The organism is Phyllobacterium sp. (assembly GCF_037994425.1).
Taxonomy (GTDB): Bacteria; Pseudomonadota; Alphaproteobacteria; order Rhizobiales; family Rhizobiaceae; genus Phyllobacterium.
Map to the genome: position 1 here is coordinate 1 of NZ_JBBNAM010000439.1, position 22,172 is coordinate 22,172.

The window sequence follows — 22,172 nt, forward strand, 5'->3', positions numbered from 1 at the left end:
TATCAATACCGGTACTCCAGTGGTGCGCCCCGCCGAAATCGAAGAAGCTCGGCATCTCTTCCTCGGCTTCAACGACATTATCGAGCCGGCAGAGGGAATGACCTTGCCTGCGGTCGACCACATCGACCAACTCCTGGTGTTCGGCAAACGATGGGATCGGCAGGCGCCGCTCCTTATTCATTGCTTTGCCGGCATATCGCGCTCGACTGCTGCCGCATATATTACGGCGCTCGCACTCAATCCCGAGCTCGATGAAGTGGTTTTGGCGCAAACGCTGCGCCACAACGCGCCTTCAGCAACGCCGAACAGCCGCCTCATCGCCCTTGCGGACGACATGCTCGGACGCAGGGGGCGCATGGTCGATGCAGTCAAGGCGATCGGACGCGGCGAAGAAGCATTCGAGGGTACACCGTTCATCCTTCCCTTGAGCATTGCCGTATGACGGGCACGCCCAACGCGGTCGAGATCAATTTGAGTGCGGCAATTGCGGCCGTCGCAAATAACAACCCGTTGATCCTCACCACACCGTCCAGCGACGATGTGGAACGCGACGAACTGCCATTCGGCCCCTTCAATCCGCTGGAGCACCGGACCCTTGAGACAGGGCTGCGCGCCTGGGTAGCAGAGCAGACCCCATTGCGGCTTGGCTATGTCGAGCAACTCTATACGTTTGGCGATCGCGGCCGGAACAAGACCGCCGAAGACCGGCATCTTCACATTGTTTCAGTGGGCTATCTCGCCCTCACGCGCATTACCGACGACAACAAAGAAGCCTTGCGCAAGTCGGGCGCGCGCTGGCGCAGCTGGTATTCATTTCTCCCTTGGGAGGATTGGCGCGGTGGAAAGCCTGCATTGATCGACGAGACCATCCGGCCCGCCCTGCGCAATTGGGCTGAGAGCGGCGGCATTCCCGCGCGCCTGAGCCGGCTGCGACTCGCCTTTGGTGAAGATGGTATCGCTTGGGACGAGGAGCGTGCGCTCGAGCGGTATGAACTTCTCTACGAAGCAGGTTTGATCGAGGAAGCAGTCCGGGATGGCCGAACCAACACTACCGGCCTGTCGCACCCACTTGGAGTTCCGATGAGCTTCGATCACCGGCGTATCCTCGCAACCGCCATCGCGCGGCTCCGGGCAAAGCTGAAATACCGGCCGGTCGTCTTCGAACTGATGCCCTCCACCTTTACACTGACCGCCTTGCAGGAGACAGTCGAGGCGATTTCCGGCCGCCATCTGCACAAGCAGAATTTCCGCCGCCTGGTCGAAACCACGGAACTGGTGGAGCCGACCGGAGCCGAGCAATCACAACCGCGAGGACGGCCAGCCGCCCTCTACCGCTTCCGGCACAATGTACTCGAAGAGCGGAGTGTGGCAGGCCTACGGGTTGGCGGACGAACATAACAGGAGGAGAACCAAGAGCGAGAAACCAGCGGCGATGAACGCGGATGGTATTTCCGAGCCGTTTGCAGCCGAAGACGTTCCCTGGGAGGCGTGGTCCGAAGGCAGCCGGTATGGCACGCGCTTCCGCTATCTTTCGGGACATGGCGGCGCGACCCATGTGGGCGTGGCGCTCGAAGAGCTCGAGCCCGGAATGGAGTCGAGCCTCAACCACTATCACATGCTTGAAGAAGAGCAGGCCTTTGTCGTTGCGGGCGAGATGACATTGCGGCTCGGCGAGAAGACTTACCTCATGAAGACCGGCGATCACGTCTGTTTCCCGGCTGGCCAGAAGGCAGGGCATTCCTTCTACAATCACAGTGATGCACCCTGCCGGTTCATCATCATTGGCGAGAAGAATCCGAACGACGTTATCTTTTATCCGGAGACAGGGCGCGTCGGCGTCCGGCTGATGGGCGAAGGTTATGACCGCTCGGCAAAAATGGACTACTGGCAGCGTGCCGATACTCAGAAAAAACCATTGAAATAGCGTGCTATTTCAATGGGTAAACGTTCTCGTCGCCCGGAAAGGCCCTTGAACGCACGTCTTCTGCATAGGATTTGACTGCTGCGTCGATGGCTGTGCCTATGGCGCCATATACCTTCACGAAACGCGGTGGCTTGGGATTATAGCCGAGCATATCCTCAAGGACGAGAATCTGTCCGTCGCACTCTCTCGAACCGCCAATACCGATTGTGGGAATATCGCTTTCCCGCGAGATTTCCGCAGCAAGCGGCTCGACGATACCTTCGAGCACAACCGAAAAGGCGCCCGCCGCTGCAACGGCTTGCGCATCTGCCTTGATCAAGGGCCACAGTGCTGTGTCTCGTCCCTGCGTCTTGAAGCCGCCAAGCGTATTGATTGACTGAGGCGTCAGGCCGACGTGCGCCATGACGGGGATGCCGCGCTCGGCGAGGAATTGGATTGTTCCAGCCATGCGTACGCCGCCCTCAAGCTTGACCGCGCCGCATCCGGTTTCCGCCATGATCCGCGCGGCATTCTGAAAAGCAACGCCGGGGCTTTCCTCATAGGATCCGAAAGGCATATCGACGACGACGAGCGCGCGTCTCGACCCGCGTACCACGGCGCGGCCATGGGCGATCATGAGATCAAGCGATACACCGAGCGTCGACTCCATCGCGTACAGCACCATGCCGAGACTATCGCCCACAAGGAGAATGTCGGCGTAGTTGTCGACAATTTTGGCTGTGTTCGCGTGATAGGCCGTGAGCGCAACGATGGGCTCACCGCCCTTACGGCCAAGGATTTCCGGAGCAGTTATCCGGCGCATGACGACTTCCTGGCTCATAGGGTCTCCTCCCCTGTTCCTGTTCAGCCGACGACGCGTTGGTCGATCAGCCGTACCTTGCCAAATTGCACAGTGAGCAAAATGACCACTGGCTGTCGGAACTTGCCCGAAACCGGATCGAGCGTCCGGGCATCGCGAAGATCGACTGACTCGATCGTTCCGCGCTTTTCCGTATCAAGAACGGCGCGCACGGCGTTGCGGATGGCAGGAACGGAACGCTGTCCCTGCGCAACCATCGCCTCGGCTTTGGCCAGCGCCCTTGAAAGAACGACAGCGGCCTTGCGGTCGGTCGCGGTGAGCATTGCATTGCGCGAGGAGCAAGCCACCCCGTCCTCATCGCGCACGGTGGCAACGCCGGTGATTTCGATCGGCATGTCAAGATCGGCCACCATGCGGCGAATGATCGTCAGTTGCTGATAATCCTTTTCACCGAAGAAGGCGTGGTCTGGCTGTACGATATTGAACAGCTTGGTGACGATCGTCGTCACGCCGCGGAAATGTCCGGGGCGAATTTTGCCGACTAGGATGCGCGAGAGCACCGGATTATCGACAATCGTATGGGCGCCCTGCCGATATATTTCCGCAACTTCCGGGGTGAAAACATAATCGACGCCCTCGGCGTTGAGCTTTGCCAGATCGCCGTCCATGTCGCGTGGATAGGACGAAAGATCCTCGTTGGGCGCGAACTGCGTTGGGTTGACGAAAATAGAGACAACCGTCACATCCGTGGCGCGCTTGGCGCAGCGTACCAGTTCCATATGACCGATATGCAGGTAACCCATAGTCGGGACCAAACCGATCGACTTGCCCTCTTGGCGTTCAGCCTTGAGCGTCGCGCGCAGCTCAGCAACCGTAGCGATGACTTTCATGCGATTTCAATGTCCAGTCCGATATCGAGCGTTGGCGCAGCCATAGTGATTTTTGATGTCGAAATATAGTCCACGCCCGTCTGCGCAACAGCTTTAATCGTATCGAAGCCTATGCCCCCGGATGCCTCGAGGATCGCTCGGCCGGCGTTGATTCCGACCGCCTTTTCAAGGAGTTCCGGGCCCATATTATCAAGGAGAATCACGTCTGCCTTTGCGGCCAGCGCCTCTTCGAACTGCGCGAGGCCATCGACTTCGATCTCGATCTTCACGAGATGGCCAGCGTAGGCGCGTGCGGCCTCTATCGCGTTTGTCACGCCGCCTGCCACCGCGATATGGTTGTCCTTGATGAGGATCGCATCATCCAGCCCGAAACGATGATTGGCGCCGCCGCCACACTTCACGGCATATTTGGCAAAGGCGCGCATGCCGGGGATGGTCTTCCGGGTATCGCAAACACGCGCCTTCGTTTCATTTACGAGATCGACAAACCTTGCCGTATAGGTCGCGATACCGCTCAGATGCATCATGTAGTTGAGGGCGACCCGCTCCGCGGAGAGAATGGCTCGCGCATTGCCAGTAACCCTCGCGAGCTTCTCGCCGGGCGAAACCTTCTCCCCGTCCCTGACGAGCGCCTCGAACTTGAGAGCCGGATCGATCAGCGCGAAGGCAGCGCGGGCAAATCCCGTACCGCAGACAGTGCCCATTTCGCGGCTCGAAAGGATGGCCGTCGCTTTCGCGTCTTCGGCAATGGTCGCATTCGTCGTTATATCCCCTGCCCGCCCGAGGTCTTCGCGCAAGGCCGCCCGTACGGCGTCATCAATCAACAGCTGCGGAAGCGAGGGAAGAAACGCGGTATCGCCCGGTGAGTGCGCCATCATGCGACCTCCCGGATGTCTTCCACCGAATTTTCGGCGTCGGCCAAAGTCAGGAATGTCCGATGCTGCCATTCCGGCCGCTTCTCCGGATAGTCCGTGCGGAAATGCCCACCCCGGCTTTCTTCGCGGCGTAAAGCACTGACAGCGACGAGTTTGGCAGTGGCAAGCACATTACGGAATGCCGGATCGCGGTTGGTCTTTTCAAGTTCGAGGATCGTCTTCAGACCTTCCAGCATGTCGGCCCTCTTGCGTATGACGCCGAAGCTGGCGCTCATCGTTTTCCGCAAACATGTCATTTCTGGCGTGTCTGAATCCGCCGCGAGGCTATCGCGATCAACCGATCCCTTGGACCAGTCGCCCTCAACCTGATGGCCCGTGTTGCCGATGCTGGCGGCGATCCGGGCCGAAAAAACAACGGCTTCGAGCAAGGAGTTGGATGCCAGGCGGTTCGCACCGTGCGCGCCGGTCGACGTGCATTCGCCGCAGGCCCACAATCCGTCGATCGAGGTGCGGCCTTCCGCGTCCGTCAATATGCCTCCCATAAAATAGTGAGCGGCTGGCACAACCGGAATTGGCTCAACCACAGGATCGATCCCCGCGTCGCGGCAATATTTGTAGACGGTTGGAAACTCTTCGGCGAAGGAGGCGCCGACCGCCTTGGTGCAATCAAGCCACGCCCCCCGCCCGCTCATGACCTCCGCGTATATCCCGCGGGCGACGACATCGCGCGGCGCGAGCTCGCCATCCGGATCGATTTTCAGCATGAAGCGTTCACCGGCGCTATTGATCAGCGTTGCGCCGTGACCGCGCAAGGCTTCGGTCGCAAGCGGCGCAGGATCTTTGTCGACGTTGATCGCCGTTGGGTGAAACTGCACAAACTCCATATCCGCCATCATCGCGCCAGCACGGGCCGCCATGCCGATACCTTCGCCTCGTGCCTCGGACGGGTTGGTAGTCACTGCATAAAGATGTCCAATGCCGCCTGTTGCAATGACGACGGTGGAAGACGCAAGTCTTACCTGCGGTCCGCGCCCGGCCTCGCTCCGCGCGATCACACCTTTGACCGATCCGTTGGCGGTGACGATATCCTCGACGACATAGCCCTCCATCACCCGGATCGACGGCGTGGCTTCGACGGTCTTGACCAAAGCCTGCATGATGGCGCGACCTGCCATGTCGCCGCGAACGCGGACGATGCGGCTCTCGGAATGGGCAGCTTCACGCGACACCTGGAGCCTGCCTTCAAGGTCGCGATCGAAGGGAACGCCATAGCCGAGAAGATCGTGCACGCGGGCAGCAGCCTCGCTCGCCATCAGGCGAGCAATGCTCTCGTCAACGATGCCATCGCCCGCCGCTACCGTGTCTGCCACGTGCTTTTCGATTGTATCGCCTTCCGACACGGCCGCAGCGATGCCGGCCTGCGCCCATGCCGACGAGGCGCCGCGTCCAATCGGGGCGGCGGCAAGCACCGTGACAGGGCGCGGCGCGAGTTTCAAGGCGCAGAAGAGCCCTGCGAGACCGCCACCAATGATGATGACGGGATCCGTTTGATTGGACATCGGGCCAGCCTCCGTTCAGTGCTTGAGGTTCACCATGCCCTCGACCGCGAGTCGGGCGCGCTCGGCGATTAGCGGATCCACATGAATCTCCTCGCGCATGTAAACGAGGCTCTCCAATATCTTCGGCAACGTGATGCGCTTCATGTGCGGGCATAGGTTGCAGGGCTTGATGAACTTTACGCCGGGAACTTCGGCCTCGATGTTTGATGCCATCGAGCATTCGGTGACAAGAAGCACCTTGGCGGGGCGGTTGTCCTTCACATAGCCGATCATTCCGCTGGTCGATCCGGCAAAGTCGGCGACGGCGACAACTTCCGGCGGGCATTCCGGGTGGGCGATAATCTGGATGTCCGGGTCAGCAGCCTTGTAGGCGAGCAGTTCCTCGGCCGTGAAGCGTTCATGCACCTCGCAATGGCCTTTCCAGGTCAATATCTTGACCTTGGTCTGGGCGGCGACGTTCTGGGCGAGGAATTCATCGGGAATGCACAGGACCCGGTCAACGCCGAAACTCTCAACCACCTGGACGGCATTGGCCGACGTGCAGCAGATGTCGCTTTCCGCCTTCACTTCGGCAGATGTGTTGACGTAGGTGACGATCGGAACGCCCGGATTAGCTTCGCGCAGCAGGTGCACGTCGGCACCGGTGATCGACTCTGCGAGCGAGCAGCCTGCCCTCATGTCGGGGATCAACACGGTCTTCTGCGGATTGAGCAGCTTCGACGTCTCGGCCATGAAGTGCACACCGCATTGGACGATGATCTCAGCATCGACCTTGGTCGCTTCCTCTGCGAGCTGAAGCGAGTCGCCAACGATATCGGCAACGCAGTGGAATATCTCCGGCGTCTGGTAGTTATGCGCCAGGATGACGGCGTTGCGCTGCTTTTTGAGGTGGTTGATCGCTGCGACATAGGGCGCGTAAACCGGCCATTCGATGCGCGGAATATGGTGGGAGACGCGTTCGTAGAGGTGCTCGGTCTCGGCCGCAATCTGGGGCGTATAGGAAAGATCCGGCATGTCGACGATGCCGAAGCGATCAGCTGCGGTCTTGGCGGCGGAACGCTCTGCCGAGATGCGGGCGGGGTTGGTCATATCCATTTCCTCCTGAACACGCCTCCCATTTATACTCAAACTGAGCATATTTATGGGCAAAAGAAAAACGGCTGGGCCGTGGGCAGTTACATAGGGGATTATTTTGCAGGCTTCAAGAGCTTCTTCGATAAGACGGGGACGGAGGTCTCCTATCGGAATGCATTCATCTGCGGCGCCAGTTGTAGGGATCATCATCATAGCGGCTGTCTTGCCGGTCGCGCTTGAAGGGGCTGTCACCGCCGAGGCGCGGGGTGCAGTCGGTAAAGACTTTGGCGTTGAAATCCGTCGGGCGATCACAAAAAACCAGGGGGCTCACATCGCCTGAGCTTGCGCATCCGGCGAGACAAAGAAGGCTGACGACCGAAATCACTACCAGTGGATGCATGGATCAAACCCTTCATTTGTTTAGTATTTTCAGCATGACGAACCGGGACTCATCAATCTCATTTAAGTACCAATCAACTCAATTCAATTGATTGAATGAGAGAAACCGCTAATTCTGCGCGTTCGCAAATAGGAGCGTATCTCATGTCTCAGGCCCAAGCATTTACCACCAGGCAGCCGGGTATGCCGTGGCTCATCATCATCGCTGGCTGCCTGATCGCACTGCTTACCTTCGGGCCGCGATCGGCGATGGGTTTCTTCCAGTTGCCGCTCCTTTCCGAAAAAGGCTGGGACCGCACCACCTTCGGGATAGCGATGGCGCTGCAAAATCTCTTCTGGGGCGCAGGACAGCCATTCTTTGGCGCCATTGCCGACAAGTTCGGAACCTGGCGCGTGCTGCTCCTCTCGGCGCTTCTCTATTGCAGCGGCCTTCTCATCATGGCCTGGGCGACCTCGCCGGGATTGCTTTACATTGGCGGTGGCGTGTTGGTTGGGCTTGGCGTAGCAGCAGGTTCCTTCGGCATCATTCTCTCAGCATTCGCCCGCAACGTTACTCCGGCGAACCGTACGCTGGTATTCGGCATCGGAACAGCGGCGGGATCGGCCGGCATGTTCGTCTTCGCGCCGATCAGCCAGGGTCTGATCGAAAGCTTCGGCTGGTCCGACGCCCTAGTCTATCTAGGCCTTGCCATGCTCGTCATTCCGGTTCTTGCCATCCCCTTACGGGGCAATTCGTCGAGCGGAAGAGTCAGCGAAAATCACTACAAGCAGTCGATCGGCGAAGCCCTGCGTGAGGCATTCGGGCACAAGAGCTATATCCTGCTCACGACCGGTTTCTTTGTCTGCGGCTTCCAGGTGGCCTTCATCACGGCCCACTTTCCCGCCTATATCGGCGATATCGGCATCGATGCGAGATACGCGGTCCTTGCCCTCGCCCTGATCGGCTTCTTCAACATCATCGGCTCGCTCGCATCCGGCATCATCAGCCAACGCTATTCGAAGCCGAAATTCCTGTCCTTCCTCTATCTCGGACGCTCAGCGCTTGTAACCGCCTTCCTGCTGCTTCCGCAGACCGGCACCTCGGTGATCATCTTCTCGATACTGATGGGACTGATGTGGCTCTCAACCGTGGCGCCTACGAATTCGCTCGTTGCCATCATGTTCGGAACGAAGCACCTGGGCCTGCTCGGCGGCATCGTCTTCCTGTCGCACCAGATCGGCTCGTTCCTCGGCGTCTGGCTCGGCGGCTATCTCTACGATCATTTCGGCAGCTACAATCCCGTCTGGTGGCTTGGCGTCGCCCTCGGGATATTCGCCGCGATCGTGCACTGGCCGATCGAAGAGACCGGGGCAGTTCGCCCGGTCCTACAGCCAGCGGAATAATAAACAATCCTCGCCGGCCGATGCGTATTTTTATACGCATCGATATTTGACATTTGTGCGGCAATGCGTATAAAAATGCGCACGGATGGGGAATCTGTATTGGAACGAAACAGCAAGAAAATCATAAAACGCTTAAAAGACGAGGGTTTCGAACTCGTGTCGATTCGAGGTTCCCATCACAAGTTTCGCAAAGGCGAAATTACTTTGATCATTCCGCACCCCAAAAAGGACCTGCCGGTTGGGACGGCTCGTTCAATCGCAAAAGATGCAGGTTGGATTTGACCAGACGACCAGGAGCAAAATCGATGCAACACTATTTTGCACTCATCCAGCACGACGATGACAGCGCCTATGGCATCCAGTTTCCGGACATAGGCGGGGTCTATTCAGCGTCTGACGATGCCGACAGCATCGTCGCCAATGCCGTCGAAGCGCTTCGACTCTACGCTGAGGATATGGAGCTTCCCAGCCCTTCAAGTCACGCCGAGATTATGGCGAACGAAAGCGTTCGTGCGGAACTTGCCAAGGGCGCTTTTCTCGTTTCAGTTCCTCTGATCGACAATGATACCGGGGTAGTGCGTGCCAACGTCACGTTCGAACGCGGTTTGCTAAAGGCTATCGATGAGACGGCGAAAGCGCGCGGGTTAACGCGCGCCGCGTTTCTGGCGAGTGCCGCGCGACAAGCGATTGAGGCTTGATGTCGCGGTGATTAGCTTAATCCCGCAAGGCGGCCTCGATCTTGTCGAGGGCGTCCGCTTTGCCGATGCCGGTCAGGAATGCCAGCGTCGTGATGACCGGCTTTCCGAGGTCCTTGGGCAGTTGCGTGGTCGACACGACGAGGTCGACGTCATCGATCTGCCCTGCCACTTCCGTCGCCTTGCATTGGCGCGTCGTGATGCGAATGCCGCGATCCTTGAGAGCCTCTTCGACCGCGTGCGCCACGACGGTCGAGGTGGCGATGCCAGTCCCGCAGGCAAATAGCACTGTCTTCTGCTTGGCCATAAGTTCTTCTTCCTCCTTGAAATTTCAAACTTAGCCGAGAAGCCCCAGCACGTCTTCCACGGAATTTGCCGCAATCAGCGCCGCTATGACTTCAGGCGACTGAATGGTCCCGGCGATCTCCTGCAACATCTCGACCTGCTTATCCTTATCGTTGAGCGCCATCACGAACACGATACTGACCGGGAGCTTTTCGTCGGCGTCCTCCATGTTGGAGAAGAGCACAGGTTGAGCGAGCGTCGCAAGCGCGAGGCCAGGCTTGATAACGTGTTCAGGATCGGTATGCGGCACCGCCACATTGTTAGCGCCGCCGAGCGGCAACCCTGTCGGCAGCGCCGCTTCGCGGGCAACCACCGCATCGCCATAACTCGGTTTCACATATCCGAGCGCCTCAAGACGAGCCGCAAGAATGCGGATCACTTCCTTATCGCTCGAGGCCTTGACCCCGAGGACGATTGCCCCGGGATCAAGCATGTTCAACAAGGCCTCAGCCATTCATTCGCTCCATTTGCTTCAGGCGGTTTCGTCCGCGGCGTCGTCGGCTCCAGCGGCCCGTTCCCAGGCGGCCGTATTGCGGCGATAGGCCCAGAATGCTGCGGCAATCACCGCAGCGAGGACAACCAGGCCGATGACGCCGAGGTTCTGGATGAGCGCGATGACGACGTAGGGTATCCACAGGAAGCCATCGACCACGCTCGTTATCTGAACGGCGTTGGCGGGCATCTGGAAGCCAGACGACTGGGCCGCCGCTGTGAACAGCGGGGCAAGCGCATTGGCCACATAGAAGCCTACGGCCAATGTTATCGTGCCCACGATGACCATGCGGAACACATTGCCCTTCAAGAGGGGTGCCGTCATGGCGACGATGAACGGAATAACAGCAAGATCAGCGAACAGAATGACACGGTTACCCGGCAGGATCACCGATAGAACGATGGCGATCGGCACGAGGATCAGTGACGAGGATATCGCCGCCGGGTGGCCAATGAGAATTGCCGAGTCGAGGCCGACCAGTAGTTCGCGGTCGCCGGTACGTTTGCGTACGAATTCCTGCGCTGCATCAGAGACCGGGAGCAAGCCTTCCATCAGGATCTTGACCATGCGTGGCAAGAGCAGCATCACGGCCGCTAGCGTCATGCCCGTCTGCAAAATCTTGGTGAGCGCCGTGCCGAAGTCGCCGGCGTTGTAATAGGCGATGACACCAAGAACGAGACCGATGATGAGACCGAGGATAACCGGCTCGCCAAAGACGCCGAAACGGCGTTCGAACGTCTCCGTGTTGAGTTCGATGCGGTTGATGCCTGGAATGCGGTCGATGATCCAATTGATGATGATGGCTATCGGCAGGATCTGCGCCGAGGCGAGATGCGGCACGGAGATACCCGGAATTCCATAGAACTGCTGTACCGCCCGTGCCGACCAGTCGGCGAAGAGCAGGCAGAGCGCGACCATCAATGCGGCAACGATGAGGCCATAGGCAAGGCTGTTGGTTGCGGCGACCGCGAGCGAACCAATAAAGGCGAAGTGCCAGAAATTCCACACGTCCACATTGAGGGTGCGGGTCAGGCGCGTCACGAGCAGGATGATATTGATCACGATGGCAATCGGGATCACCCAAAGGCCGACGGAGGAACCGAAGGCGATTGCCGCTGCAGACGGCCAGCCCACATCGACGATATCGCGCTGAATTCCGGTATTGGTCACGATCGCCTTGGCGACATCGCCAATCGAGGTGAGCATCAGGCCGAGAACGAGGTTGATGCCGATGAAGGCAACGCCAATCGTCACAGCGGCGCGAAACGCCCTTCCCGGCTTGGCTCCGAGGACCAGTGCAATGATAAAGATAACGATCGGCAACAGGACGGTCGGCCCCATTGCGTCAACGGCGGCTTTTAAGCCAGCCAAGAAACTATCCATGTTTTCCTCCCCAGCGGTCTCCACGACCGCACGCCCAACAGAACTTTTGTATCCTGTACAGTATTAATGTTTATCAACGGGGGATTCTGGTCGTCAACGTGCAACGGCGCTCGAGTTGCGAACACGCGCGAAAAACGATGAGTTTTCAACAAATTTTATGGAAAGTGTGACTTACTTGCCGCGCACAAAGCTCTCAAGCGGGAAAATCGCGCAGGTTTCCGTGCCGTGAGCAAGCAACTTGCCGTTCTTGTCCCTGAGGAACGCTTCGGACGTTGCGAGCGTGCGACCGCGGTGAATGAGCCTTCCCTCGCAAAAGACGAGGCCCATATCCGCAGTAAGCGGACGCACGATGTTCACCTTGAATTCGGCGGTCGTATAGGCTTCGCCCGGTCTAAGGGTTGTCATGATGCAGCATGCGAGCGCCGAATCCATAAGTGTCGCGATCCAGCCGCCGTGGATGCCACCCAACGGATTGAGATGCTCCGGTCTCGGCAACCCCTTAAAGACAACGCGCTCCTGTTCAACTTCGTGCAGGGTAAAGGAAAGTGTCTTGGCCATGGGCGGCGCGGGATAATCGCCGCGCAACATCGATTGCAAGATGTCGAGGCCGCCGCGTGTCGCGAGATCGTCAAGCGGCAGTAGGCCGACACCGCCAGGGAACTCGACCGGGGACACATCACCATAGCTCATGGACGAACTGACCTTTCCTGCGATGAGGGCTCCGACCCCGCTGCATTTGACAATGAACGCGCAAGTGCTGCCAGAAAGCCATTGCGCGCTTCCGGTGATCGTTGCGCCCGCGGTTCCCATATATGGCGGTTGAAGAAGAAGCCGGTCAAGTGAAACGCCGTGGTGACTTCGGCAAGCGATGCGGCCCGAACGGTGGGGCTCGACATGAACGCCGGCATTTCGAGAAGCTTGTCGGCCCAAGGCGCGCCGGCATCGCGTGAAACGGCTCGTCCTGATTTGGGTGAGACATAAGCGAGGTTCTGATCGCCGCCCGTCGCGGCGCAGGTCTTGAGGTCAAGGCCGAAGCCAAGTTCCTCCAGCATGGTGAGTTCGAAGCGCAGGAGAAGCTCCCCAGCAATCAGGGAGTTATCGCAATGTTCGAGGATGACATTCAGGATTTCAAAGAGATTTTGATGCGGATCGCGCTCCGGTAGGAGGCGCAGATGTGCAGCGGCGAGCTGGAGACCATAGAGCGCCACAGGCTGATCAATCAGCCGTGCTGCCGCAAAGCTCACCGGCTCGACTTGCATCATGCCGAGATGCTCGTCCATCCGTGCGCGCCAGATGACGTCGACCCGGTTGCCCGCCTGGAGCATGGGTTGCATACGCCGCGAACGGCCGCCCCGCACCAGGCCGAGATGGCGACCGTGTTCTCGCGTCATCAGTTCGAGGATGGCGCTGGTTTCCCCGTGCCGTCTCGTCCCAAGAATTATCCCTTCGTCACGCCATTCCATGTGAAGACGTTCGCGCTATCAGTGCGGGAATTCAAGGCCCATTTCACGGTAACGCTCGGGATCGTTGCCCCAATTGTCACGCACCTTGACGAAGAGGAACAGGTGGACCTTCTGCTCGAGAATCTCCATGAGTTCCTTGCGAGCCGCCTGACCGATCGATTTGATCGCCTCGCCCTTATGGCCGAGAACGATCTTTTTCTGGCTGTCGCGCTCGACATAGATCACCTGGCTGATACGGACTGAGCCGTCGGGCTTTTCTTCCCAGCTTTCGGTTTCGATCGTCGAGGAATAGGGGAGTTCGTTGTGAAGACGCAGGTAAAGCTTCTCACGGGTAATCTCGGCCGCCAGCATGCGCATGGGCATGTCGGAGATCTGGTCTTCCGGATAGTACCACGGCCCTTCGGGGAGATGGTCAGCAAGGTACTGCACGAGGTCCTTGCAGCCATAGCCCTTCAACGCTGAGATCATGAACGTCTTGTCAAATTTGACCTTGTCGTTGGCATCGCGCGCCAGTTCGAGGAGCTTGGGCGGTTCGATCCTGTCGACCTTGTTGAGAACGAGGATCACCTTGCGCTTCTTTTCATGGAGGCTGTCGAGGATGGCCTCGGCCTCTTCATTGATGCCAAGTTCCGCATCGATGAGGACGAGGATCAAATCAGCATCCTTGGCACCGCCCCAGGCGGTGGTGACCATGGCCCGATCCAGCCGCCGCTTCGGCTTGAATATTCCGGGCGTGTCGACCAGAACCATCTGCGTCTGATCGTGAATGACGATGCCGCGAACGAGCGCCCGCGTCGTCTGTACCTTATGGGTCACGATCGACACTTTGCTGCCGACAAGCTGGTTGACCAGCGTCGACTTTCCGGCATTCGGCGCGCCGATCAGCGCGATAAAGCCCGAACGGGTCGGAGCGCCGGTTGTCTGTTCCTGATCAGTCATTCGTATCTTCTTCCTGCGCCTTCTGACGGACGCCTTCACGATAGAGCAGCGCTACGGCGGCGTTTTGCTCGGCTATGCGCTTGGAACGCCCCACACCGGTGGCGGGCGCAAAGCCCCTTACATCAACCTTCACTGTAAACTGCGGATCGTGATCGGGACCCGTTCGCTCCACGACGCTGTAAATGGGTTGCGCGCCATCCTGTTGATGCGCCCACTCCTGCAATTCCGTCTTCGGATCGCGTTGGGCAGAATTGATTTCACGCGAACGCGCATTCCAGTATCGCTCAATAAAAGGTTGCGCCGCTTCGAGACCGCCGTCCAGATAAATCGTGGCAATGAGCGATTCGACAACGTCGGCCCGCAGACTCTTCAAACGCTTGTCCGCCAATCCCTTTACGTCGGAGCCCGTCCGAATGAACTCATGCAGTCCGATTTCGTCTGCCACCGCAGCACAGGTATCGGCATTGACGAGTGAATTCAGGCGCAACGATAGCTCGCCCTCGCTCGCAGTCGGATACGCGCGAAACAGAAGCTCGGCGATCACCAGGCCAAGCACCCGGTCACCGAGAAATTCGAGGCGTTCGTAGTCCGAGCCGGCCGATGGCCGGGCGCTGGCATGGGTCAACGCACGCTCCAGCCGGCCGAGATCGCGAAAAGTGTGTCTCGTCTTTTCTTCCAGTCTGCGAACGGCGTCAGCGGACAGGTTCATCGGCTCATCAATTGGTTTTCACGGAGTTAGGCGCGCTGTTGACGCTGTGCAACAGGCGATCGAAGCGCAGTTCCGACGGCCAGCGCCAGATTTCGAGCGGGCTCGCCTTGCCGGCAATCGAGAAGAAGATGATGTTGGCGCGGCCGATGAAGTTTTCGAGCGGCACGTAGCCAACGTCAAACCGGCTGTCACTCGAATTGTCGCGGTTGTCGCCCATCATGAAATAGTGGCCGGCAGGTACTACGAATTCGCGCGTATCGTCACCGATGCCGTTTGCCGTCAGATCGAGAGTGTCATAGGTGACGCCGTTCGGCAGGGTTTCGCGATAGACGTCGACGGGGCGATTGACTTCGGTGACGTCGGGATTGTCGATCTGGCCGACCTTTTCACGCGGCACGGCGACATTATTGATATAGAGCACGCCTTGGCGCACCTGGATCGTGTCGCCCGGCAAACCGATAACACGCTTGATAAAATCAAGCGATGTATCGTTCGGCTTGCGGAAGACGGCGATGTCGCCACGCTTCGGCTCACCGCTCCAGATGCGGCCAGAAAACAGGTCCGGCGCAAATGGAATGGAGTATTTCGAGTAGCCGTAGGAGAACTTTGAAACGAAGAGATAGTCACCTTCGAGCAGCGTCGGACGCATGGAGCCCGACGGAATATTGAACGGTTGGAACAGCAATGTCCGAATGACGAGTGCGAGCAGCAACGCCTGCACGATGACGCTGATCGTCTCGCCAAGACCACCAGATTTCTTCACAACAGCTTTGTCACTCACGCTCGTGATATCTCCGTAAACTCAATGTGCCCCCTCTTAACCGCTGGAAGCGCACGGGGCAATGCAGCCAATGGCTTTTGAATAAGGCTATTCTTCGATTTTCAATGCTTCAATAATCACGAATGCTTGTGCAAGCGGAAAGTCGTCAGTGATCGTGAGATATATGCGCCCGGCATGGCCAGGAGGAACGATCGCCTCCAGACGTTTCGCCGCGCCGCCGGTAAGATGCATCGTCGGTGCACCGCTCGGCAGATTGACGACGCCCATGTCACGCCAGAACACACCCTGCGCCAACCCGGTGCCGAGTGCCTTGGCGCAGGCCTCCTTTGCTGCAAACCGCTTCGCGTAGGATGCGGCGCGCTGCTTGCGCCGTTCCGATTTTGCCCGCTCGATCGGTGTGAAAACCCGCGCGATGAAACGCTCGCCGTGACGCTCCAGCGTTTTTTCGACGCGGGTGATGTCGATCAGGTCGCTGCCGATGCCGATGATCATGTCGGCTCAGGAACCCGGTGGTGATGCCGATGGTGGTGCCTGCGTCGATGCTGGAACCCCGCGACGGCCCAACGGACAGGAAAATAGACGATTGCGGCTGCAAGCAGCCCGAGTGGTACGGCGCCGATCAACATAGGCTCGATCAATGGTCCCCACAGCACCGAAATATCGAGATTCCGCAACATGTGCCCGAGATGATGCGGCAACGGCTCACCCTGAAGCGAACCCGTCATGACGAACCGGCCCACTTCGAGAGTGGCGGCCCAGATGAAGGGCAGGATCAGCGGATTCCCGAGGGTCGTACCGATGACGGCCGCTGCCACATTGCCGCCGATCAGCCAGGCAATTGCCAGCGCTACCGCAATATGCACGCCGAGTATGGGGATAAAGGCGGCGAAGATGCCGCAGGCGAAGCCGGACGCAATGGCATGCGGCGTTGCCCGCAGGCGCAAGACGCGCTTGCCGAAATAGCGCAATGACCGCCCGACTGAACGGCGCGGCCATAGCGCGAGGCGCAGCCGCTCGCGAAGGTCAGGTTTATTGCGCCTCTTGAAAAGCATTCTCGTTCACGTTCCTCGATATGCCGCGCCGCTGACTATCTGCCGCGTCATCGCCTCTGCCAATAGGGGATCAGATGTTGCGACTACCCGGCTTAACGGGCGGAATTGCGGCAAGTTCCGGCGGAAGTTGATCTGCCGGATAGGCCGGCACTTCATACTCTGCCAGAGCAATCAATGGCACTCCGACATCGCTCTTTCCGGCGGAACGGTCGATGATGCATGCGGCAGCAAGCACATCAGCACCGAGGTCCTTCAGGCAAGTCACGGTTTCGCGGATTGAAAGCCCCGTCGTTACAATGTCTTCCACGATCACCACCCGCGCCCCTTTGGCGATGTCGAACCGGCGGAGCTTGAATATGCCGTTCTCGCGCTCGACCCAGATCGCCGGAACGCCTAGGTGGCGGGATGTTTCGTAGGCCGGGATGATACCACCAATGGCGGGCCCCACCACATAGTCAATTTGGCCAAGCCCGGCCGCCCTGATCTTCTCGGCAAGGCCGCGGCAAACCCGTTCGGTCTTGTCCGCATGCATGAAAACACGCGCCTTCTGCAGGAAGATTGGACTGCGCAGCCCCGACGTCAAAATGAAATGACCTTCGAGTACTGCACCCGCCTCGCGGAATACCTCGAGAACCTCGCTTGTATTCATGTGTCTTGCCCCTCAATCAATCCTAGCCGTTGACGCGTTGCGCGTCGCTGACACATTTGCTCTCTTTAAGTTTCGACAATATCCGGTTGAGATGTTTCAGGTTCCACACTTCGAGATCGACGATCATCTGGGTAAAATCGGGTGCGGTGCGAACCATCGAAAGGTTGTGAATATTGGTTTCATTTTCGGCGATGATCTGCGCGATCTCGGCCAACGAGCCGGGCGCATTGATGGCCGATATGCTGATGCGGGCCGGAAACCGGTCGCGGCTGTTTTCGTCGATGTCCCAGCGCACGTCGATCCAGCGCTCCGGCTGGTCGTCATAGGCCATGAGCGCCGATGACTGGATCGGATAGATTGTCATGCCGGAACCCGGTTGCAGGATACCGACGATGCGATCTCCGGGCACGGCCCCCTCGGGCGAGAAATGTACCGGCATGTCGGGGCTCGCACCACGGATAGGCAGGGCGTTGGGACCGCCGGGTTCCATACCCTCGGCTTCTGCCCCCTCCGGCATCTTGAAGATCATTCCGGACGTATTGCGGAAATTGACCCAGCCTTCCTCGCGTTCGGCGGTGGGTTTCGGCTTGGCGTCCTGATACTCGGGATAGACCGCCTTCATCACATCCGAAGACGGCAGTTCCCCGCGTCCGACGGCGGCCAGCACATCATCAAGCTCCTTGCGCGCGAGACGCGGCAACCCCTTCTTCAGTTCATCGCGCGAATAGACCTTCCCTGCCCGCTCGAAGGCTCGCTCGAGAATCTGCGTGCCGAGGCCGGAATATTGCTTGCGAACGGCGATGCGCGTGGCGCGGCGGATAGCAGCCCGTGCCTTGCCTGTGACCACGATCGATTCCCAGGCAGCCGGCGGCGTCTGCGCTTTCGAGCGAATGATTTCCACCTCATCACCATTATGCAGTTCGGTCATCAATGGCATGATGCGGCCGTTGACTTTCGCCCCGACGCAGCTGTCGCCAATATTGGTGTGGACCGCATAGGCAAAATCGATCGGCGTCGCGCCACGCGGCAGGGCGATCAACCGCCCCTTCGGCGTAAAGCAGAAAACCTGGTCCTGGAACAGCTCGAGCTTGGTGTGTTCGAGGAATTCTTCGGGATTGTCACCTTCGGCCAGAGCCTCGATGGTCTGGCGCAGCCAGGCATAGGCATTGGTCTCGGTGGAGATCACGTGCGGGTTCTGGGCGCTGCCGCGGTCCTTGTAGATCGAGTGCGCCGCAACGCCATACTCGGCGATATCGTTCATCTCGCGGGTGCGTATCTGCAGCTCGACACGCTGGCGCGACGGACCGACGATGGTCGTGTGGATCGAACGGTAGTCGTTCTGCTTGGGCGTCGAAATGTAATCCTTGAAGCGGCCCGGAACCATCGACCAGGTGGTATGGATGATGCCGAGGGCATTGTAGCAATCCGCAACCGTATCGACGACGACACGGAAGCCGAAAATGTCCGACAGTTGCTCGAAGGAAAGCCCCTTGCTCTCCATTTTGCGAAACACCGACCAGGCCTTCTTCTGGCGGCTTTTGACGCTTGCCTTGATGCCGTGCTTGGCGAATAGGTTGGAGAGGTCGGTTTCGATCTGCTTCAGCGTCGCGCGGTTCTTCTCCATCAACTCCGCGAGGCGGTTGGTAACCGCATTGAAGGCTTCAGGATTGATGTAGCGAAATGCGAGCTGCTCCAATTCCTCGCGCATGTCCTGCATGCCCATGCGTCCGGCAAGCGGCGCATAGATATCCATCGTCTCCTCGGAGATGCGAAGGCGCTTGTCTTCCGGTACATGGTGAAGCGTGCGCATATTGTGGAGGCGATCAGCAAGCTTGACGAGGAGAACGCGCACGTCATCCGAGATCGCGAGCAGGAGCTTCCGGAGATTCTCGGCCTGGACCGCCTTTTTCGAAACGAGATCGAGCTTCTTCAGCTTGGTCAGTCCTTCGACCAGTCTGCCGATATCCGGCCCAAACAGGGTATCGATCTCCTGCCGGGTCGCTGATGTGTCCTCGATCGTGTCGTGCAACAGAGCGATGGCGATGGTCGCCTCGTCGAGATGCATGTCGGTGAGGATCGCCGCAACTTCCAGTGGATGCGAGAAATAGGGATCGCCCGAGGCACGCTTCTGATGACCATGCTTCTGCATGGCATAGACGTAAGCTTTGTTTAGAAGTGCCTCATTGACGTCAGGCTTGTAACGCTGGACACGCTCGACAAGCTCATACTGACGCATCATGGACGAAGACCTCACACACGGAATTGACCGAACACGAAATTGTTACGGCGACTATATGGTGATTGCACCACCGGGCCGCAAAAATAATGCGCCGCAGAAACTGCGACGCATCAAAAGCCTCTATCGGCTCATTATCGCGCCGAAGCGCGACATTGACTTAGTAGTCGTCGCTCTTTTCCGGGGCTACAAGACCTTCGATGCCAGCCAGCAATTCCTCTTCCGACATGGAGTCGAAGGAAATGTTGTCTTCTGCGTCGGTGTCCGCCTCGATTTCGCTCGCGTTGTCGCCAACGGCAGTAACCTGCGGCACTGCAACAGCTTCTGGCTCGTCGACTTCGACATGCTTCTGCAGCGAATGGATCAGATCTTCCTTGAGATCGCCCGGCGAGAGGGTTTCTTCTGCGATTTCACGCAGGGCAACCACGGGATTCTTATCGTTGTCGCGATCGATCGTGATCGCCGCGCCCTGGGAAATCAGGCGCGCGCGGTGACTGGCGAGAAGAACCAATTCGAAACGATTCTCAACCTTGTCAACGCAATCTTCAACAGTGACACGGGCCATAAACTGCCCCTTTCATTTTCTCTGAATTAGCGGATTAATCCGCACATAACGCGGATGAATGCAAAAAACAAGCAAAAGCCACCAACGCATATTATCGCGTTCGAGAGATTGACGCCCGCATAGCGTGTACCAACAAGGACGTATTGGCAGAAACAGCGACAAAAATGTCAACGAACCTATTGGCTTTTGCCTCGACCCGACGTACTAAATATCCTACTTTCGTATTAAGTTCAGATCCGGCTTTTTATATGCAAGCTGATTTGAAGTTAAGCTTAGATTTTTGAAATGGAACGTTATTATGTTTGATCCACGAGAAAAGATCGTCTTGTTCATTGACGGTGCAAATCTCTACGCGGCTTCCAAGGTACTCGGCTTCGATATTGATTATCGCAAGCTCCTCACGGCTTTTCAAAAGCGTGGCTACCTGCTTCGCGCGTATTACTACACTGCGCTGGTTGAGGATCAGGAATATTCTTCGATTAGGCCGTTGATCGATTGGCTCGACTATAACGGATACAAGGTCGTAACGAAGCCGGCGAAGGAATTCACGGACTCTGCTGGCCGTCGCAAGATCAAGGGCAACATGGACATCGAACTTGCCGTCGATGCCATGCAACTGACCGATACGGTGGACCATTTCGTCATCTTCTCGGGCGACGGCGACTTCCGCTCGCTGGTTGAGGCACTTCAGCGCAAGGGCCGCAAGGTCAGCGTCGTATCGACGCTCTCGACGCAGCCCCCGATGATCTCCGATGAACTGCGCCGCCAGGCCGACCACTTCATCGACTTGACGTCGCTGCGCGCAGAAATCGGCCGCGAACCTTCCGAACGGGCTGAACGGGCACCACGGCGCATCGAAGAAGAACAGGTCGATTATTGATCGCAGAGACGACGGGTCCGGAGCCCTCTCCGGACTGCCCTATATGCACGCGTCTGCATGATTTCATCGCCGGTTGGCGCGAAAAGGAGCCGGGTTGGCACAATGCCCCCGTTCCGACTTTTCTGCCGATCGGCGGTATCGAATCCGTGCAACTGCTGATCATAGGTTTGGCGCCGGGTCTGCGCGGCGCCAATCGCACAGGCCGGCCCTTCACGGGCGACTATGCCGGTGACCTTCTTTATGGCACCCTCAATGAGTTTGGTTTCTCGCGCGGCACTTTTGCCGCACGGCTGGATGACGGCCTGCAACTTGTCAACACAGCCATCACCAATGCCGTGCGTTGCGTTCCGCCGGAGAACAAGCCCGTCGGCGGCGAGATCAGCAATTGCCGGCGGTTCCTGACGCCGACCATCGGACAATTTGCCAATCTGCGCGCAATCGTGACGCTGGGCACTATTTCACACCAATCCACAATTCGCGCCTTGAAACATCCAGTGACGGCCTATCCGTTCAGCCATGGCGGCATGTCGGAAATCGGCGGCATCCGGATTTTCTCCAGCTATCACTGCTCGCGATACAATACGAATACGGGCCGGCTGACCGAGGCGATGTTCAAGAGCGTGTTTGCAGAAGTGAGAAACTACCTCAACGGGATCGCCAAATAGCGCCCTTGTCAAAAAGCCAGGATTATCCTTTCGGCAAATAGGGAATGCTGCCGGCAAGATCTGTATTGTCTATGATCCGGAAGCGGCTCTCGCTGCCCGACTGCCGTGCTTCCGCGTATGGCGCGTATTCAGCATCGCTGGCGAAGGCTTCGGCCGCTTCGGTCGAGGGAAACTCGATGATCGCGATCAACGTCGTGTCGAGAGGCTTGCCTTCCAGCAGCTTGATGTTGCCGCTCCTCGACAAGTATTTGCCCCCGTGCTTGTGCGCTATGTCGTGCACCGCTGCCGCATACTTAGGTATCCACTTGTCGTCCGTCACCTTTACGTCAGCAATCAGGTAAGCCGTCATGGTTCGTCTCCCTAGGGTCGGCTGTTGGGGTGCCACAGAGAATCTTACCACAGTCTGGCACAGGA

The 22,172-nt window shown here is 58.3% G+C and carries 28 protein-coding genes; 8 read left to right on the forward strand and 20 right to left on the reverse strand.

Features of this window, described 5'->3' with window-relative positions:
- From AAAB35_RS28670 to AAAB35_RS28680, 3 genes are all read left to right on the forward strand, one after another.
- Nucleotides 1-442: tyrosine protein phosphatase (locus AAAB35_RS28670; protein WP_340671730.1), on the forward strand; the 442-nt coding region annotated here is incomplete at its 5' end.
- Nucleotides 439-1,398, forward strand: coding sequence for an NAD regulator (locus tag AAAB35_RS28675; RefSeq protein ID WP_340671731.1), 960 nt, complete (start codon nucleotides 439-441; stop codon nucleotides 1,396-1,398). The genes AAAB35_RS28670 and AAAB35_RS28675, both read left to right, overlap by 4 nt.
- 34 nt (nucleotides 1,399-1,432) lie before the next feature.
- On the forward strand, nucleotides 1,433-1,924 hold the full coding sequence (locus AAAB35_RS28680; RefSeq protein ID WP_340671732.1) for a cupin domain-containing protein: 492 nt from the start codon (nucleotides 1,433-1,435) through the stop codon (nucleotides 1,922-1,924).
- Nucleotides 1,925-1,928: 4 nt separating this feature from the next.
- Here AAAB35_RS28680 and panB read toward each other — a convergent pair whose 3' ends face one another.
- From panB to AAAB35_RS28710, 6 genes are all read right to left on the reverse strand, one after another.
- Nucleotides 1,929-2,744, reverse strand: a complete 816-nt coding sequence (gene panB, locus AAAB35_RS28685; RefSeq protein WP_340671733.1) for a 3-methyl-2-oxobutanoate hydroxymethyltransferase — start codon at nucleotides 2,742-2,744, stop codon at nucleotides 1,929-1,931.
- A 23-nt stretch (nucleotides 2,745-2,767) separates the two neighbouring features.
- The gene (gene panC / locus AAAB35_RS28690; RefSeq protein ID WP_340671734.1) at nucleotides 2,768-3,613 is read right to left on the reverse strand and encodes a pantoate--beta-alanine ligase; all 846 of its coding nucleotides are present in this window, start codon (nucleotides 3,611-3,613) and stop codon (nucleotides 2,768-2,770) included.
- Nucleotides 3,610-4,491 carry a carboxylating nicotinate-nucleotide diphosphorylase gene (nadC, locus tag AAAB35_RS28695; RefSeq protein WP_340671735.1) on the reverse strand — a complete coding sequence of 294 codons (882 nt, stop codon included), beginning with the start codon at nucleotides 4,489-4,491 and terminating at the stop codon, nucleotides 3,610-3,612. Before nadC ends, panC begins: the two co-directional genes overlap by 4 nt.
- Nucleotides 4,488-6,047: an L-aspartate oxidase gene (locus AAAB35_RS28700; protein ID WP_340671736.1), complete on the reverse strand. Its 1,560-nt coding sequence runs from the start codon at nucleotides 6,045-6,047 to the stop codon at nucleotides 4,488-4,490. Before AAAB35_RS28700 ends, nadC begins: the two co-directional genes overlap by 4 nt.
- Before the next feature lie 15 nt (nucleotides 6,048-6,062).
- A complete protein-coding gene (gene nadA, locus AAAB35_RS28705) occupies nucleotides 6,063-7,136 on the reverse strand; it encodes a quinolinate synthase NadA (RefSeq protein ID WP_340671737.1) in 1,074 nt (357 codons plus the stop codon).
- 163 nt (nucleotides 7,137-7,299) lie between these two features.
- Entirely contained in the window at nucleotides 7,300-7,521 is a 222-nt protein-coding gene (locus AAAB35_RS28710) for a hypothetical protein (RefSeq protein WP_340671738.1), read from the reverse strand.
- Between the two features lie 143 nt (nucleotides 7,522-7,664).
- On the opposite strand from AAAB35_RS28710, the gene AAAB35_RS28715 reads away from it, so the two are divergent.
- The 3 genes from AAAB35_RS28715 to AAAB35_RS28725 all read left to right on the forward strand — a co-directional run bounded on the left by AAAB35_RS28715 (nucleotide 7,665) and on the right by AAAB35_RS28725 (nucleotide 9,601).
- Nucleotides 7,665-8,903, forward strand: coding sequence for an MFS transporter (locus AAAB35_RS28715; RefSeq protein ID WP_340671739.1), 1,239 nt, complete (start codon nucleotides 7,665-7,667; stop codon nucleotides 8,901-8,903).
- 99 nt (nucleotides 8,904-9,002) lie between these two features.
- A complete protein-coding gene (locus AAAB35_RS28720; RefSeq protein WP_340671740.1) occupies nucleotides 9,003-9,185 on the forward strand; it encodes a type II toxin-antitoxin system HicA family toxin in 183 nt (60 codons plus the stop codon).
- A 23-nt stretch (nucleotides 9,186-9,208) separates the two neighbouring features.
- Nucleotides 9,209-9,601 carry a type II toxin-antitoxin system HicB family antitoxin gene (locus tag AAAB35_RS28725; RefSeq protein ID WP_340671741.1) on the forward strand — a complete coding sequence of 131 codons (393 nt, stop codon included), beginning with the start codon at nucleotides 9,209-9,211 and terminating at the stop codon, nucleotides 9,599-9,601.
- Between the two features lie 16 nt (nucleotides 9,602-9,617).
- Here the strand turns inward: AAAB35_RS28725 and AAAB35_RS28730 are convergent, their stop codons facing one another.
- The 13 genes from AAAB35_RS28730 to rpoZ form a co-directional block, all read right to left on the reverse strand.
- A complete protein-coding gene (locus tag AAAB35_RS28730; protein WP_340671742.1) occupies nucleotides 9,618-9,905 on the reverse strand; it encodes a PTS sugar transporter subunit IIB in 288 nt (95 codons plus the stop codon).
- A gap of 30 nt (nucleotides 9,906-9,935) precedes the next feature.
- On the reverse strand, nucleotides 9,936-10,397 hold the full coding sequence (locus AAAB35_RS28735; RefSeq protein WP_340671743.1) for a PTS sugar transporter subunit IIA: 462 nt from the start codon (nucleotides 10,395-10,397) through the stop codon (nucleotides 9,936-9,938).
- A gap of 18 nt (nucleotides 10,398-10,415) precedes the next feature.
- Nucleotides 10,416-11,819 (reverse strand): PTS transporter subunit IIC, encoded by a 1,404-nt coding sequence (locus AAAB35_RS28740; RefSeq protein ID WP_340671744.1) that lies wholly within the window; start codon nucleotides 11,817-11,819, stop codon nucleotides 10,416-10,418.
- Nucleotides 11,820-11,990: 171 nt separating this feature from the next.
- Nucleotides 11,991-12,509 (reverse strand): PaaI family thioesterase, encoded by a 519-nt coding sequence (locus tag AAAB35_RS28745; protein WP_340671745.1) that lies wholly within the window; start codon nucleotides 12,507-12,509, stop codon nucleotides 11,991-11,993.
- Nucleotides 12,506-13,282 carry a DNA repair protein RecO gene (gene recO / locus AAAB35_RS28750; RefSeq protein ID WP_340671746.1) on the reverse strand — a complete coding sequence of 259 codons (777 nt, stop codon included), beginning with the start codon at nucleotides 13,280-13,282 and terminating at the stop codon, nucleotides 12,506-12,508. Before recO ends, AAAB35_RS28745 begins: the two co-directional genes overlap by 4 nt.
- Nucleotides 13,283-13,300: 18 nt before the next feature.
- Nucleotides 13,301-14,221, reverse strand: a complete 921-nt coding sequence (gene era / locus AAAB35_RS28755) for a GTPase Era (protein ID WP_340671747.1) — start codon at nucleotides 14,219-14,221, stop codon at nucleotides 13,301-13,303.
- A complete protein-coding gene (gene rnc, locus AAAB35_RS28760) occupies nucleotides 14,214-14,930 on the reverse strand; it encodes a ribonuclease III (RefSeq protein WP_340671748.1) in 717 nt (238 codons plus the stop codon). Before rnc ends, era begins: the two co-directional genes overlap by 8 nt.
- Before the next feature lie 7 nt (nucleotides 14,931-14,937).
- Nucleotides 14,938-15,711 carry a signal peptidase I gene (gene lepB, locus AAAB35_RS28765; RefSeq protein ID WP_340671749.1) on the reverse strand — a complete coding sequence of 258 codons (774 nt, stop codon included), beginning with the start codon at nucleotides 15,709-15,711 and terminating at the stop codon, nucleotides 14,938-14,940.
- Between the two features lie 87 nt (nucleotides 15,712-15,798).
- Nucleotides 15,799-16,203: a holo-ACP synthase gene (acpS, locus tag AAAB35_RS28770; RefSeq protein WP_340671750.1), complete on the reverse strand. Its 405-nt coding sequence runs from the start codon at nucleotides 16,201-16,203 to the stop codon at nucleotides 15,799-15,801.
- The gene (locus tag AAAB35_RS28775; RefSeq protein WP_340671751.1) at nucleotides 16,200-16,763 is read right to left on the reverse strand and encodes a DUF2062 domain-containing protein; all 564 of its coding nucleotides are present in this window, start codon (nucleotides 16,761-16,763) and stop codon (nucleotides 16,200-16,202) included. Before AAAB35_RS28775 ends, acpS begins: the two co-directional genes overlap by 4 nt.
- Nucleotides 16,764-16,833: 70 nt before the next feature.
- Nucleotides 16,834-17,412, reverse strand: coding sequence for an orotate phosphoribosyltransferase (pyrE, locus tag AAAB35_RS28780; RefSeq protein WP_340671752.1), 579 nt, complete (start codon nucleotides 17,410-17,412; stop codon nucleotides 16,834-16,836).
- Between the two features lie 22 nt (nucleotides 17,413-17,434).
- Nucleotides 17,435-19,651 carry a bifunctional (p)ppGpp synthetase/guanosine-3',5'-bis(diphosphate) 3'-pyrophosphohydrolase gene (locus tag AAAB35_RS28785; RefSeq protein ID WP_340671753.1) on the reverse strand — a complete coding sequence of 739 codons (2,217 nt, stop codon included), beginning with the start codon at nucleotides 19,649-19,651 and terminating at the stop codon, nucleotides 17,435-17,437.
- Between the two features lie 157 nt (nucleotides 19,652-19,808).
- Nucleotides 19,809-20,213 (reverse strand): DNA-directed RNA polymerase subunit omega, encoded by a 405-nt coding sequence (gene rpoZ / locus AAAB35_RS28790; RefSeq protein WP_340671754.1) that lies wholly within the window; start codon nucleotides 20,211-20,213, stop codon nucleotides 19,809-19,811.
- 298 nt (nucleotides 20,214-20,511) lie between these two features.
- Here rpoZ and AAAB35_RS28795 point away from each other — a divergent pair, with 298 nt between their 5' ends.
- Nucleotides 20,512-21,093 (forward strand): NYN domain-containing protein, encoded by a 582-nt coding sequence (locus AAAB35_RS28795; protein ID WP_340671756.1) that lies wholly within the window; start codon nucleotides 20,512-20,514, stop codon nucleotides 21,091-21,093.
- Complete coding sequence (locus AAAB35_RS28800; protein WP_340671758.1) at nucleotides 21,090-21,758, forward strand: uracil-DNA glycosylase; 669 nt, start codon at nucleotides 21,090-21,092, stop codon at nucleotides 21,756-21,758. Before AAAB35_RS28795 ends, AAAB35_RS28800 begins: the two co-directional genes overlap by 4 nt.
- A gap of 22 nt (nucleotides 21,759-21,780) precedes the next feature.
- On the opposite strand, the gene AAAB35_RS28805 is transcribed toward AAAB35_RS28800, so the two are convergent.
- Nucleotides 21,781-22,107: a DUF1330 domain-containing protein gene (locus AAAB35_RS28805; protein WP_340671759.1), complete on the reverse strand. Its 327-nt coding sequence runs from the start codon at nucleotides 22,105-22,107 to the stop codon at nucleotides 21,781-21,783.
- Nucleotides 22,108-22,172 lie beyond the last annotated feature (65 nt).

Coding starts and splice junctions, on each gene's coding strand:
- AAAB35_RS28740 (WP_340671744.1), bottom strand. CDS start 11,819: ATGGATAGTTTCTTGGCTGGCTTAAAAGCCGCCGTTGACGCAATGGGG.
- AAAB35_RS28775 (WP_340671751.1), bottom strand. CDS start 16,763: ATGCTTTTCAAGAGGCGCAATAAACCTGACCTTCGCGAGCGGCTGCGC.
- AAAB35_RS28735 (WP_340671743.1), bottom strand. CDS start 10,397: ATGGCTGAGGCCTTGTTGAACATGCTTGATCCCGGGGCAATCGTCCTC.
- AAAB35_RS28795 (WP_340671756.1), top strand. CDS start 20,512: ATGTTTGATCCACGAGAAAAGATCGTCTTGTTCATTGACGGTGCAAAT.
- pyrE (WP_340671752.1), bottom strand. CDS start 17,412: ATGAATACAAGCGAGGTTCTCGAGGTATTCCGCGAGGCGGGTGCAGTA.
- panB (WP_340671733.1), bottom strand. CDS start 2,744: ATGAGCCAGGAAGTCGTCATGCGCCGGATAACTGCTCCGGAAATCCTT.
- era (WP_340671747.1), bottom strand. CDS start 14,221: ATGACTGATCAGGAACAGACAACCGGCGCTCCGACCCGTTCGGGCTTT.
- AAAB35_RS28745 (WP_340671745.1), bottom strand. CDS start 12,509: ATGAGCTATGGTGATGTGTCCCCGGTCGAGTTCCCTGGCGGTGTCGGC.
- panC (WP_340671734.1), bottom strand. CDS start 3,613: ATGAAAGTCATCGCTACGGTTGCTGAGCTGCGCGCGACGCTCAAGGCT.
- AAAB35_RS28730 (WP_340671742.1), bottom strand. CDS start 9,905: ATGGCCAAGCAGAAGACAGTGCTATTTGCCTGCGGGACTGGCATCGCC.
- rnc (WP_340671748.1), bottom strand. CDS start 14,930: ATGAACCTGTCCGCTGACGCCGTTCGCAGACTGGAAGAAAAGACGAGA.
- rpoZ (WP_340671754.1), bottom strand. CDS start 20,213: ATGGCCCGTGTCACTGTTGAAGATTGCGTTGACAAGGTTGAGAATCGT.
- AAAB35_RS28805 (WP_340671759.1), bottom strand. CDS start 22,107: ATGACGGCTTACCTGATTGCTGACGTAAAGGTGACGGACGACAAGTGG.
- nadC (WP_340671735.1), bottom strand. CDS start 4,491: ATGATGGCGCACTCACCGGGCGATACCGCGTTTCTTCCCTCGCTTCCG.
- acpS (WP_340671750.1), bottom strand. CDS start 16,203: ATGATCATCGGCATCGGCAGCGACCTGATCGACATCACCCGCGTCGAA.
- recO (WP_340671746.1), bottom strand. CDS start 13,282: ATGGAATGGCGTGACGAAGGGATAATTCTTGGGACGAGACGGCACGGG.
- AAAB35_RS28725 (WP_340671741.1), top strand. CDS start 9,209: ATGCAACACTATTTTGCACTCATCCAGCACGACGATGACAGCGCCTAT.
- AAAB35_RS28680 (WP_340671732.1), top strand. CDS start 1,433: ATGAACGCGGATGGTATTTCCGAGCCGTTTGCAGCCGAAGACGTTCCC.
- AAAB35_RS28675 (WP_340671731.1), top strand. CDS start 439: ATGACGGGCACGCCCAACGCGGTCGAGATCAATTTGAGTGCGGCAATT.
- AAAB35_RS28700 (WP_340671736.1), bottom strand. CDS start 6,047: ATGTCCAATCAAACGGATCCCGTCATCATCATTGGTGGCGGTCTCGCA.
- AAAB35_RS28785 (WP_340671753.1), bottom strand. CDS start 19,651: ATGATGCGTCAGTATGAGCTTGTCGAGCGTGTCCAGCGTTACAAGCCT.
- AAAB35_RS28710 (WP_340671738.1), bottom strand. CDS start 7,521: ATGCATCCACTGGTAGTGATTTCGGTCGTCAGCCTTCTTTGTCTCGCC.
- AAAB35_RS28715 (WP_340671739.1), top strand. CDS start 7,665: ATGTCTCAGGCCCAAGCATTTACCACCAGGCAGCCGGGTATGCCGTGG.
- nadA (WP_340671737.1), bottom strand. CDS start 7,136: ATGACCAACCCCGCCCGCATCTCGGCAGAGCGTTCCGCCGCCAAGACC.